Source organism: Zhongshania aquimaris, assembly GCF_019312595.1.
Classification (GTDB): Bacteria; Pseudomonadota; Gammaproteobacteria; order Pseudomonadales; family Spongiibacteraceae; genus Spongiibacter; species Spongiibacter aquimaris.
In genome coordinates, this window is sequence record NZ_JAHWDQ010000008.1 from 1 (window position 1) to 11,987 (window position 11,987).

11 protein-coding genes, 1 tRNA gene and 1 rRNA gene are annotated in these 11,987 nt (G+C 47.8%); 2 read left to right on the plus strand and 11 right to left on the minus strand.

Annotated features, from left to right (window positions below; all coding sequences use genetic code 11):
- The first annotated feature begins 5 nt into the window (after positions 1 to 5).
- Positions 6 to 121, plus strand: a 5S ribosomal RNA gene (rrf, locus tag KXJ70_RS18415).
- Between the two features lie 152 nt (positions 122 to 273).
- Here rrf and KXJ70_RS18420 read toward each other — a convergent pair.
- The 10 genes from KXJ70_RS18420 to cyoA form a co-directional block, all read right to left on the minus strand.
- On the minus strand, positions 274 to 654 hold the full coding sequence (locus KXJ70_RS18420) for an Hpt domain-containing protein (protein ID WP_219045028.1): 381 nt from the start codon (positions 652 to 654) through the stop codon (positions 274 to 276).
- Complete coding sequence (locus tag KXJ70_RS18425) at positions 638 to 1,042, minus strand: response regulator (RefSeq protein ID WP_219045029.1); 405 nt, start codon at positions 1,040 to 1,042, stop codon at positions 638 to 640. The genes KXJ70_RS18420 and KXJ70_RS18425 overlap by 17 nt, the downstream gene beginning before the upstream one ends.
- Complete coding sequence (locus KXJ70_RS18430; RefSeq protein WP_219045030.1) at positions 1,035 to 2,564, minus strand: PAS domain-containing sensor histidine kinase; 1,530 nt, start codon at positions 2,562 to 2,564, stop codon at positions 1,035 to 1,037. The genes KXJ70_RS18425 and KXJ70_RS18430 overlap by 8 nt, the downstream gene beginning before the upstream one ends.
- A 182-nt stretch (positions 2,565 to 2,746) precedes the next feature.
- Entirely contained in the window at positions 2,747 to 3,298 is a 552-nt protein-coding gene (locus tag KXJ70_RS18435) for a response regulator transcription factor (protein WP_219045031.1), read from the minus strand.
- Positions 3,299 to 3,302: 4 nt separating this feature from the next.
- Entirely contained in the window at positions 3,303 to 4,607 is a 1,305-nt protein-coding gene (locus tag KXJ70_RS18440; RefSeq protein ID WP_219045032.1) for an ATP-binding protein, read from the minus strand.
- 78 nt (positions 4,608 to 4,685) lie between these two features.
- On the minus strand, positions 4,686 to 5,417 hold the full coding sequence (locus KXJ70_RS18445) for an SURF1 family protein (protein ID WP_255558577.1): 732 nt from the start codon (positions 5,415 to 5,417) through the stop codon (positions 4,686 to 4,688).
- A 31-nt stretch (positions 5,418 to 5,448) separates the two neighbouring features.
- Positions 5,449 to 5,814 (minus strand): cytochrome o ubiquinol oxidase subunit IV, encoded by a 366-nt coding sequence (gene cyoD, locus KXJ70_RS18450; protein WP_219045033.1) that lies wholly within the window; start codon positions 5,812 to 5,814, stop codon positions 5,449 to 5,451.
- On the minus strand, positions 5,811 to 6,437 hold the full coding sequence (cyoC, locus tag KXJ70_RS18455; RefSeq protein WP_219045085.1) for a cytochrome o ubiquinol oxidase subunit III: 627 nt from the start codon (positions 6,435 to 6,437) through the stop codon (positions 5,811 to 5,813). The genes cyoD and cyoC overlap by 4 nt, the downstream gene beginning before the upstream one ends.
- A gap of 1 nt (position 6,438) precedes the next feature.
- Positions 6,439 to 8,445: a cytochrome o ubiquinol oxidase subunit I gene (cyoB, locus tag KXJ70_RS18460; RefSeq protein ID WP_219045034.1), complete on the minus strand. Its 2,007-nt coding sequence runs from the start codon at positions 8,443 to 8,445 to the stop codon at positions 6,439 to 6,441.
- 78 nt (positions 8,446 to 8,523) lie between these two features.
- Positions 8,524 to 9,486: a ubiquinol oxidase subunit II gene (cyoA, locus tag KXJ70_RS18465; RefSeq protein ID WP_219045035.1), complete on the minus strand. Its 963-nt coding sequence runs from the start codon at positions 9,484 to 9,486 to the stop codon at positions 8,524 to 8,526.
- A 168-nt stretch (positions 9,487 to 9,654) separates the two neighbouring features.
- Here cyoA and KXJ70_RS18470 point away from each other — a divergent pair, with 168 nt between their 5' ends.
- Positions 9,655 to 10,962 (plus strand): MFS transporter, encoded by a 1,308-nt coding sequence (locus KXJ70_RS18470; RefSeq protein ID WP_219045036.1) that lies wholly within the window; start codon positions 9,655 to 9,657, stop codon positions 10,960 to 10,962.
- An 840-nt stretch (positions 10,963 to 11,802) separates the two neighbouring features.
- Here KXJ70_RS18470 and KXJ70_RS18475 read toward each other — a convergent pair.
- Positions 11,803 to 11,879, minus strand: a tRNA-Ile gene (locus tag KXJ70_RS18475).
- Between the last annotated feature and the right edge of the window lie 108 nt (positions 11,880 to 11,987).

An 11,987-nucleotide genomic window follows, 5' to 3' on the forward strand; every position in this document is an offset into this window, starting at 1 on the left:
GTTTGCCTGGCGACCATAGAGACATGGAACCACCTGATCCCATCCCGAACTCAGAAGTGAAACGTGTCATCGCCGATGGTAGTTTGGGGTTTCCCCATGCGAGAGTAGGTCATCGCCAGGCTTCTAAACCAAAGTGCCCCAGCTGAATTCAGTTGGGGCACTTTACTTTTTGGCGCTAAAAAAGTTGGGCAACTGGCGCTGACCGACGGTGAGGTCTCGCGCCATCCTTGGCGCTCGGGGCGTTGCCCTGCTTCCGCTGCGCTACAGCGCTCCTCAACCCTCTAAATTTATCGGTGTAGCGCTATAGGTATGGTTTTCGCGAAGGGTGTTCAATTCGTTCATGTGAATGCCAATCTGAGAGAGGGTATTTTCTTCATATGTTTCCGCTTTCAGTATCGGTAGCAAAAGTAACTCTATGCTTGAGCAAATACGACTGACTTCCATGAAATTTAGAATAGCTGATGTGCCGGCGACTGAGTGAACCGTCCGGTGCAAGTTGTAGATATCATCTGTGGGCTGGGGACTGTTTTGAACTGATTGCCAGACGCTAAGTATATCTTTGATTTTTTGGTCAAGTTTGAGAATGTAATTACGTTGTAGTTCTGCTAACTGCGCATCTACTGAGCCCGAATTTCTACTATCGTTTTGACTCATAATAATTCCGCCATATAGTCCTTATTTCTTCACCCAGCGTCATTGGGTTAAATGGTTTTGTAATAACAGCTACTGCCCCCATACTTTTTAATTTTTGGATTTCTTCAGATTGTGCTTTAGCTGTTATAAACACAATTGGAGTTTCAACGAAATCCGAGAGTTCTCGTATTCGTTCTAACAGCTGAGGGCCGTCCATTCCCGGCATCATCACATCTAATAAAATAAGTTGCGGCATAAAACTGGAAATTAGTTTTAAAGCTTCGGCACCATTGTTTGGTGTTGCGACGGTGAAGCCCGCGACTTGTGTTAGGGCAATATTGGCAACCACGCGGATATCGGGTTCGTCTTCAACATACATCAGACGAGAAAGTTCTGGTGGATTACTCACTGCACTTCTCCGCTTCTTGATTGGCTTGCTGTATGTCAATGTAGAAGGTGCTGCCTTTATCGAGCTCAGAAATGAATGACAATTCACCTTGGTGCTGCTCTACTATAGCCTTGGAAATATGTAAGCCGAGACCGGTGCCACTAATGGCACGTTTGTCCGACGTGTCGGCTTGAGTAAATTTTTCAAATACGCGGCTTTTAAATTCCAATGGAATGCCGAGGCCCTTATCAGTTACCGCGATACGAATTTTGTCTTTTATGACGGTGGCGCTAACTTCAACTACGGAATTTTCATTAGAAAATTTTGCAGCATTTGACATTAAGTTGCTCATTACCTGCATCATACGATCGGGGTCTGCGTTGATGTAGATCGGATCTGGACAGTGCGTCAGAATAAATTTGACATGATGTTTCTTTGCGTAGGCTTGATTGTCGAATATTGCGGTATCTAAAAATGGCTTAACTCGTAGTTTTATACGATTAAACTGCATTTTTTCAGATTCGATTTTTGAAATATCTAGAATGTCATTTATGAGTAGTAGTAATCGGTCACTGTTTTTCTGTGCAATCTGAATAAGCGTATCTGCTTGGTCTGAATTAGCTTCGATTGCCCCGCCTATAATTAAATCCAGTGATGCTTTAATTGATGTGAGTGGGGTTCGAAGTTCGTGGCTTACTGTAGCAATAAATTCATCTTTAATTTGCTGTTCGTGTACGCGACGCATTGCGCTGCGTAATTTTTCTTCGGTTTCTTTGCGCTCGGAAATGTCTCGGACGATACCGGTGAACATGCGCTGACCATTCACTTCCATTTCACTTATTGCAAGTTCCAAGGGGAAGGTGCTGCCATTCTTACGCAGCCCAGTAACTTCCCTGCCTATACCGATTATCTTTTTCTCACCGGTACTTAAATAATTATCCAAATATTGATCGTGCTCGGCGCGATAGGGATTGGGCATTAGCATCGAGACATTTTTGCCCGCCAATTCTTGTAGTTGGTAACCGAATATTTTTTCTGCCGCAGGGTTAACGGTTTCAATCAGACCCCGATCACTAATTGTAATCACACCATCGACGATGGTGTCGAGAATGGCTTTGGTGCGCGCTAATAGCTCTCTTAGTTTTTCCTCGGTATTCTTACGTTCAGAAATGTCGCGAACAATCCCGGTGAACATGCGCTGGCCGTTCACTTCCATTTCGCTTATCGCGAGTTCTAACGGGAAGGTTGTTCCATCAAGTCGCATTCCAGTTACTTCTCGGCCAATACCGATTATTTTTTTATCACCGGTACTGAGGTAGTTTTGAAGGTAGCCATCATGCCCGTGACTGTAGTTGGAGGGCATGAGCATAGAGACATTGTTTCCGATAAGCTGTGCTTTATTGTAGCCAAATATATTTTCTGCCGCAGGGTTAACTGTTTCAATTAAACCGCGATCACTGATCGTAATGACACCGTCGACGATTGTGTCTACGATCGCTTTCGTACGGGCAAGAAGATCATTAACTGCATCTTTATCGTTCATATTTGGTCACTGCCGTGTGAGCTTTTCATAAAGATATAAGCGTTAAAGTATCGGACCCTTGAGTCTAGGTTTATAGAGAGTGCTGGGGAACTGGGAAATATACTTAGATCGGGCTTAACTTTTTGATAGGTAAGGCTAAATGAGTATTTTTTGAGGCGAGTTAGGTTGTTTTGAAGCCTTAATTATTTTACCTGCTGTTTTGCGAGCTTGCGGGCAAGTGTTCGTCGGTGCATACCTAGTCGCCGTGCAGTCTCGGAAATATTAAATCCGGTTTGCGCCAGGGTTTCGTGTATACGTTCCCATTCGAGAGTTTTGATTGAGGTGGCACGGCCCTTAATTTCGGTTTCGACGTTACCTTCCGCATTGTTAAAAGCCGCTTCAATATCGTCGGTATTTGAGGGTTTGGCGAGGTAGTGACAGGCACCTAGTTTTACCGCTTCTACAGCTGTCGCAATGCTGGCGTAACCGGTGAGCACGACAATTAGTATGTCGGGATCGTGTTTGTGTAATGCCTGAACGCAGGCCAGCCCAGATGCATTGCCATCGAGTTTAAGGTCGACTACGGCATAGTTAGGTGAATACTTTTCTAAATGGGTCTGTGCTCCTTCTAAGCTATTTGTGGTGACGACTGCATAGCCGCGTCGCTCAAATGAGCGGGCTAGGGTACGTGCGAAGGCTTCATCATCTTCAATGATTAAAAGATTCTTGCTTGTGTTTGGAATCCCATTACTCATATCGCTAGGCCTCCTTTAGGTGGAGCGCATCTATAGGCAGGTGGATGTTTATTTCTGCACCTCCTTCTTCTCTATTTCTAGCTTTAACTCGGCCACCTAGAATACGAGTCACATTAAACACGAGAAATAAACCTAGACCACTGCCTGGTCTGCCTTTAGTCGACTGGTAAGGTTGCCCTAGGCGATCAAAAATCTCTTTCGAGAAGCCAGGGCCTCGATCGATGACACGAATATGGAGCATATCGTTTTGGCGATAAACTTCAAGGCCGACCCATTCTGGAGAGGCGTCCAAGGCATTGTCGAGGAGGTTATAAATAGTTTGTTTTAAAACGGTATCAGATGCGATCTCGACGTCTTCGCCAAAGTGGTTTTCAAAGCGAAATTCGCCGACTTTTCGGGTCGACGCCCACTCGCTGCTTAAATCGTCAAAAAACTCCCAGACGCTGGTTTCGCCCGAGGATTCACCGCGGGTTTCGCCCGCGGACATTAGGATGCCGCTGACAATGGTTTTGCAACGCTGTACTTGGGTTTGCATTTCCGTAATTTCTTCTTCGAGACCTTTGTCGGCTTGTAGCGCTGGCATATGACGCCAATCGCCGAGAATAACCGCTATGGTGGCCAGCGGAGTACCCAGCTCGTGGGCGGCGCCGGAGGCGAGTAAACCCATGCGTAAGATGTGTTCTTCCTCTGCGGCGCGTTGGCGGAGCTCCGCAAGACGTGCGTCGTGCTCGCGGTGAGTGCGGTTGATGCGATTGATAAATACCACTAACAAGGCAGCATTCAAGACAAGGCAAATTAACATGCCCTCAACGTAATAGCTGCGGATACCTAAGTGATAATCTTGGGGTAAGTCGAGTGGTCGACCTGCTTCTGCGAGCCAAAGAAAACACAGTGTTGCCATGCCAAGTAGAGCCCAAGCGTAAGAAGGGGCTAAAAGCACAGCAGCTAAACCAACCTGCAAGAGGTAAAGGAAGACGAAGGGGTTGGTTGCGCCACCACTGAGATAAAGCTGTATCGTCAGTGTTCCCATGTCTACCAGTAGGCCAATGAATAATTCAGCGGTTTTCACTCGATGTCTAAATCGAAGTGCTAGCTCATTCAATGCGTTGAATACGACGAGCCCAGCTAACACTGATAGCATTAATTGCATCGGCAGTTTTACGCCAAAACCGTAGTGGGTAACTAGAATGGTAAGCAGTTGGCCAAGCACCGCGAGCCATCGAAGTTGCACGAGCTGGCGCATATGCTTACCGAGGGTGTCAGTATCTGCGCTCGGAAGGTAGCTGCTTAAAAGAGTTTCGTCGCTCATAGCTATACAGGTATTTTGTTCGGTAAATTTGAGAGATTACACAGTATAACGTCGCCTGCGTATAAGTCGCAGTTTGCATCAACATGTAGGTGCTTTGTGTTCTTCCCGTACAACAATTATGGCGGCGACAATGGCCAGAAGTGCTAGGCTAAACCAGGTTATGGCGTACACCAAGTGGTTGTTGTGAAAGCTAATAACAGTGAGTCCGCCAACGGGGTGTTGGCTGCCTTGCTGATGTGCTTGGCTGGTCTCATGGCTTTTTTCGGCATCAATAAAGTAAGGTGCGGCGTACAAGTTTTGCATGTTTGCAATCGCTGCCACGTCACGTGAGTACCAGCGATTAGCGTTTGAATCATTATCTCGTACGGCGCTGCCCTTGGGTTCGCTTATTCGTAACAGGCCGATGAGATCTTGCTGGCCAGTCGGTGGCGGTGTGGCTTGAACCCCCTGATTGATGAAACCGCGATTAATTAATACGATACTGCCATCGCTTCGCCGAAAAGGCGTGATCACCCAGTAGCCACTGCCCAGCTCTGTTGCGGCGACAACGAGGGTGTCTTTATCGCTGATAAAATTGCCTGTCACCGATACGCGGCGATACTCGTCTGATTCTCTACTAATGTCTTGCCAGTATTCCGCCGTCGGTGCGGATTCTGGCGATGCGTGAGCTCGTGCATCAACTCTTTGAATAAGATCTAGCTTCCACGCTCTCCGCTCCAGCTGCCAATTGCCGAGAAAAACAAAGCCGACAAAGATGAGGAGCCCGATGGCGAGGGTAATCACTTTTTTAAGCAATGAGGGCATCGCCATGGTTGATTTACTCGCAGCTGTGTCATGTGAGCTATGTACTGCCCATCATGCCCGGCATCATGTTCGCGTTCATGTGGTACATCACCCACAGAGAACCTGCGAGCGTGATAAACAGTAAGACGATAGTGAAAATCAGAGAGAGCATATTCCAGCCGCCTTCTGAGTGAAAATTCATGTGCAGAAAGTAAATCATGTGCACAAGAATTTGCACTAAGGCAAACCCCAGTATAACCACGACGGTTGCATTGCGAGAGCTGAGTACATCCGCCATGACTAGCCAGAAGGGAATTGCGGTGAGAATGACCGAGGCGATAAAGCCGAGCATATAGCCGCTGAACGTGCTGTGCGGCCCTTCTTCGTCATGGTGGTCTAGGCTGTGTTGATTGTGTTCGCTCATGACATTGATCCCATTAAATAGACAATGGTAAATACGCCAATCCAGACGACGTCGAGGAAATGCCAAAACATGGATAGGCAAAATAGGCGGCGGCGGTTTGGTACAGTAAGTCCGTGTTTACGAAGTTGAACGAGCAGGGTGATTAACCAAATAATGCCGAAGGTAACATGTAGCCCGTGGGTGCCGACTAATGTAAAAAAAGCTGACCAGTATGCGCTGCGTTGTGGCGTAGCGCCTTCATGAATCAAATGATAAAACTCAAAGAGTTCTAATCCCAGAAAGGCGGCACCGAATATCCCTGTAATCGCTAACCAAATCATCGTTCCTTTTAGTTTTCCCTGCTGCATTTGCAACATGGCGAAACCATAGGTGATCGAAGAAAACAGCAGGAAGCTGGTATTCAGCGCAACAAGTGGCAGGTCAAACAGCTCAGCGCCAGTCGGGCCCCCCGCGTAACTTTGGCTAAGGACACTATATGTGGCGAAGAGCGCCGCGAAGATCAGGCAATCGCTCATTAGGTAGAGCCAAAAACCCAACAAGGTTCCGTTGGCAACGTGATGTTCTTCGCGCACTAAAAAATCGAAACTGTCCGGCGCCGCGGGTAATGCAGTTGAATGAGACATCTTAAGCAAGCACCTCGTTTCGTTTGGCTTCAAATTCAGCCTCGACTTTTTCTACCTCTTCAACGGGGATGTAGTAGTCGCGCTTGTAGTTGAAGGTATGAACAATAATGGCGATCAATAATGCCGCAAACGACAGTCCGCCTAGCAGCCACATATGCCAAATCATCGCAAAGCCAAACACAGCGCTTATACCAGCAACGACAATACCGGCTGCAGTATTTTTAGGCATGTGGATCGGCATAAAGCCGGTACTTGGGCGCACAAAGCCATTCGCCTTCATCTGCCACCAGGCGTCGTTGTCATATACGCGTGGTGTAAATGCAAAGTTATACTGGGGTGGTGGTGACGAGGTAGACCACTCCAATGTGCGGCCGTTCCAAGGGTCGCCGGTTTCGTCTCGCAGTGAGTCACGTTTTTTATAACTGACGTAAAGTTGAATTAAGAAGCAGGCAATGCCAATACCAATGAGTACCGCGCCCCCTAGTGCTATTTGGAACCAGATTTGTATTGATGGATCGTCGAAGTGGCTCATTCGTCGCGTTACACCCATAAAGCCCAGCAGGTAAAGCGGCATGAAGGCGAGGTAGAAACCGATGAACCAGCACCAGAACGACGCCTTACCCCAGAACGGATCGAGTTTGTAACCGGTTACTTTTGGATACCAGTAAGTAATCGCTGCGAAGGTACCAAAGACCACACCACCAATGATGACATTATGGAAGTGGGCAATCAGAAACAGGCTGTTATGCAGCACAAAGTCTGCAGGTGGTACAGCTAATAACACCCCAGTCATGCCGCCGACAACAAAGGTAATCATAAAGCCGACGGTCCACAACATCGGTACATCAAATACGATGCGGCCGCGGTACATAGTGAATAACCAGTTAAATATCTTGGCCCCGGTGGGTATTGAGATAATCATCGTGGTGATGCCGAAGAAGCTATTCACCGTCGCCCCAGAGCCCATGGTAAAGAAGTGATGTAGCCAAACAAGATACGACAGAATGGTGATGACGAGCGTGGCGTAAACCATCGACGAGTATCCGAACAGACGTTTACCACTGTAGGTCGACACAATCTCGGAGAATACGCCGAAGATAGGCAAAATGAGTATGTATACCTCTGGATGACCCCAGATCCAAATTAGGTTGACGTACATCATGGCGTTGCCGCCAAGGTCATTGGTGAAGAAATTCATGCCCAGATAGCGATCAAGAGACAGTAATGTCATCACCGCAGTCAGCACCGGGAAGGCGGCGACAATCAAAATGTTGGTACACAGCGCAGTCCACACAAACACTGGCATTTTCATCATGGTCATGCCGGGCGCGCGCATTTTAACAATGGTCACTACAAAGTTGATGCCAGACAGTAATGTGCCGACCCCGGCTATCTGCAGTGACCAAATATAATAGTCGACCCCCACGCCTGGGCTTTGCAATATGCCGGTTAAGGGGGGGTAAGCGAGCCACCCAGATTTGGCGAATTCACCGATAAATAGCGATGCCATTACTAGGCCAGCGCCCGCTGCGGTCATCCAAAAACTTAAATTGTTCAAGAAGGGAAACGCGACATCTCGTGCGCCAATTTGCAGCGGCACAATGTAGTTCATTAAGCCAACAACGAAGGGCATGGCCACGAAGAAAATCATGATTACGCCGTGGGCGGTAAAGATCTGGTCGTAGTGGTGGGGAGGTAAATACCCAGTCGCATCGCCAAACGCCATGGCTTGATGGATACGCATCATGATGGCATCGGCAAAGCCGCGCAGCAACATCACGATCCCTAAAATCATATACATCACACCGATGCGTTTATGATCGATGCTTGTGATCCATTCGCGCCATAAATAACCCCAGACTTTGTAATAAGTGAGTGCACCGACAAGCGCGCCGCCACCTATCACGACAACGATAAACGTCGCCAATAGAATGGGGTCATGAAGAGGGATTGACTCCCAGCTGAGTCGACCGAATATCAGCTTGCTTAGTTCGAACTGTTCAGACATGAAAATTACCGATGCCCACGGGGCATTGTCAGTGAATGGAACAAACGCGAGGCGATTAAATTGATTGTGGCAAATAATCTATAGTTCATGATGACCCTCGTGCCGCGCCTTAGGGTTAGCCGAAGAATCGTGGTTTTTGTGATGAGGTGACATCCAGTCCTTCATGCAAACGGAGCCGGCATCTACACAGCGGTTGAGAATGGCGTCGTACAGCTCGGGCGCAACGCTGCTGTAGTAGTGCACAGGATTCTTTTCGCTGGGTTGTTCAAGCACTTTGTAAACAGGGCGGCTAAGTTCATCGCCTTCGGCTTTAACTTTGGCAACCCATTCATCAAAGTTTTCTTCTCTCATGCCAAGAAACTTAAAACGCATATGGCTAAAGCCTTCGCCGGAGTAATTGGCAGAAAAGCCGTCGTAACTGCCGACTTCATTGATTACCGCGTGTAATTGGGTTTCCATGCCACCCATGGCATAGATTTGTCCGGCCAGAGCGGGAATGTAAAACGAGTTCATCATGGTGGTCGATGTGATTTTAAACTTGATCGGGCGGTCAACCGGTGCCGCCAGCTGATTGACCACCGCGATACCTTGTTCTGGGTAGAAGAACAGCCATTTCCAGTCCATGGCCACCACCTCGACGATCAAGGGTTCAACACCTTCAGGAACGGGCTTACCCTCGCTGATGCGATCCAATGGGCGATAGGGGTCAAGTTGGTGAGTGCTCACCCATGTGAGTGCGCCCAAAGCGATAATGATAGCCAGCGGTGCCGCCCAAATAACTAACTCCAGGCTGGTGGAGTGATCCCAGTCTGGGGAGTAGGTGGCGTCTTTATTACTTGAACGGTAGCGCCAGGCGAATAACAGTGTTAGTGCGATAACGGGTACGACCACAATTAGCATGAGTATCGTAGCCCATACAATTAGGTTTGCCTGTTGAGCGGCGATATCGCCAGAGGGCGACATCACTACCGTATCGCAGCCTGATAGCAACACAATAATGGCCGTGAAGAATATATTGCGCAGAGTTCTGTGAATCGACATCGCCACTCGCAAGTCCAGAGATTAGGTGAGGATGCGAACTCTAAGCTAATTGCGTGGGCGATAGAATTGGACAATTTGTCCTATGGCTGGCTCGTCGCAATAAGAGTAGGCTTTCCACCATTACTAAATTTGGATGAAATTTGCGCCATGTCCAGTACAGCTAAACCCATGACGAATAACAACGCTAGCACCGCCGAAATGCAAAACCCCGAGAGGCATTCTTCCGTTGCTCCTGGTGAAATTGCCATCGGTGTGGTCATAGGTCGCGCATCAGAGCACTTCGACTTTTTTGTGTTCGGTATCGCCTGCGTGCTGGTATTTCCCAGCGTGTTCTTCCCTTTTGTTAGCAATTTAGAGGGTATGCTCTACGGCTTTGCGATTTTCTCGATGGCTTTTGTGGCGAGGCCATTCGGTACCGCGTTGTTTATGAATATCCAGCGTCGCTGGGGGCGCAGTGTAAAACTCACAACATCACTATTTCTATTAGGCACGGCTACTGCGGGTATCGCCTTTTTGCCTGGTTACAATACCTTGGGTGGCGCGTCGATATTTTTATTGGCAATGTTTCGTGTCTTGCAGGGCTTTGCTTTAGGTGGCTCGTGGGACGGCTTGCCGTCGCTATTGGTGTTGAACGCACCAAAAGCTAAGCGCAGCTGGTATGCCATGATTGGCCAGCTCGGTGCGCCAATCGGTTTTTTAATCGCTAATTTATTATTCTTATACTTAATTAACAGCGTTAGCAGCGAAGACTTTCAAGCCTGGGCTTGGCGTTATCCTTTCTTTGTGGCGTTCGCAATAAATGTCGTCGCGCTGTTTGCTCGTTTGCGCTTAGTACTAACCGAAGAGTATACGCAGGCACTAGAGGAGAGCGAACTAGAGCCAATTAGCACCCGTGAAATGCTAGACAAGCAGGGGCCAAATATTTTTCTGGGCGCCTTTGCCGCGCTGGCAAGTTATGCACTTTTTCATATCGTGACCATATTCCCCTTATCGTGGATTTTACTCGGTGAGTCTCAGCTAATTGGCAAGGTTCTTGTTGTTCAGGTGTTTGGCGCCTGCATTGGTATTGTCGCCACTATTCTTTCTGGCGTGATTGCTGACCGTATTGGTAAACGGACAACCGTGTCCTTGATGGCGGTCTTGATTGGGATTTTTGCACTGTTTGCACCGATGCTGATGGGCGGCACACCAGCCATGCAAGATGCCTTTATATTAATTGGCTTTGCACTGCTGGGTATTTCTTATGGGCAGGCGTCTGGCACGGTAACCGCGAATTTTGAACGCCGTTTTCGCTATGCAGGTGCTGCATTAACTTCAGATTTAGCATGGTTGTTTGGCGCCGCTTTTGCGCCATTAATTGCACTTGGATTGTCGGTGCATTTCGGTCTTATGGCGGTAAGCCTATATTTGATATCCGGCGCTCTTTGTACGCTATTGGCTCTGCGTATCAATAAGCACTTGGAAGCCGCTGATTAGTCATACATAGCTAGTTGGAAAAGCCGCGATATCTATGAAATAGCCACGTAAAAGCCAGCAAAATCTTGGTGTGAGCGGCTATTAAACGTCGGTTTACGATATTTTTCGCGAGCTTCTTCTCAGAAAGTCTAACTCTTTCTTCAGGTATTCAATTTTTTCGTCAATGCTGGGCTTGCGGGGCGATTCGAGAGCGGATTGGTGTCTCAGATTTAGAAAGTCCTGAGCACTTAGCGCCGGTTCCGGGCAATCGCTACTAACACACCCAAACCTTGCAGGGTCGCCGCAGTCACTCTTCGCAACCAGTGACATAGGCGGTTTATAGTTGCCGACACAGTTGTCCTTTTCATTAGGCATTGATTAACTCTCCCTAATCAGTATTTCTATCTTTCGCTCTCTCCATAGAGTGGGGCGCTTATCTAGCTGCTGTCATCGTTGCGTGTGATCTTCTTGTCATCAATGGCTTCTTGATTGCGAGCTCAACAGTTAAAACCACTTTAAAAAAGGGATGCTACCGTCAACGTGTTAATTCTTAATGAATATTGGCTTAAGACATAATTTTCCTTGTGTACTGGTAAATTGGGTTAAAGATAAATAGATGCGGCTGTAGTGTGATTTCTTGCGGAATCGGCGAAGGTAATTTAAGGGGGTAGGGCTCTAGTGCGTGGTCAATGAGGATAGTTGCTAGCCAGACGTAAGGATTTGAAATGGGTTATTCGGGAGTCTATTTGTTGTCGCCTAGGGCAAGGCCTGCGAAGCGCGTTTACTATAATTTGTTTAAATCAGCTAGACTAAGCGCAGATAAGGACGAGTGTCCGTTGTAGCTAGAGTTGTAGCTAGAAATGGTGGGCCCACCAGGACTTGAACCTGGGACCTGCCGATTATGAGTCGGATGCTCTAACCAACTGAGCTATGGGCCCTAATTTCTAGTGTCGTCAAAAAACGTGCGCGCATTATAGAGCGCGGTGGCTAGGTTGGCCAGTGTTTGACGATATTCACTGAATAGAAATGACTAGGGTTTATGGTTT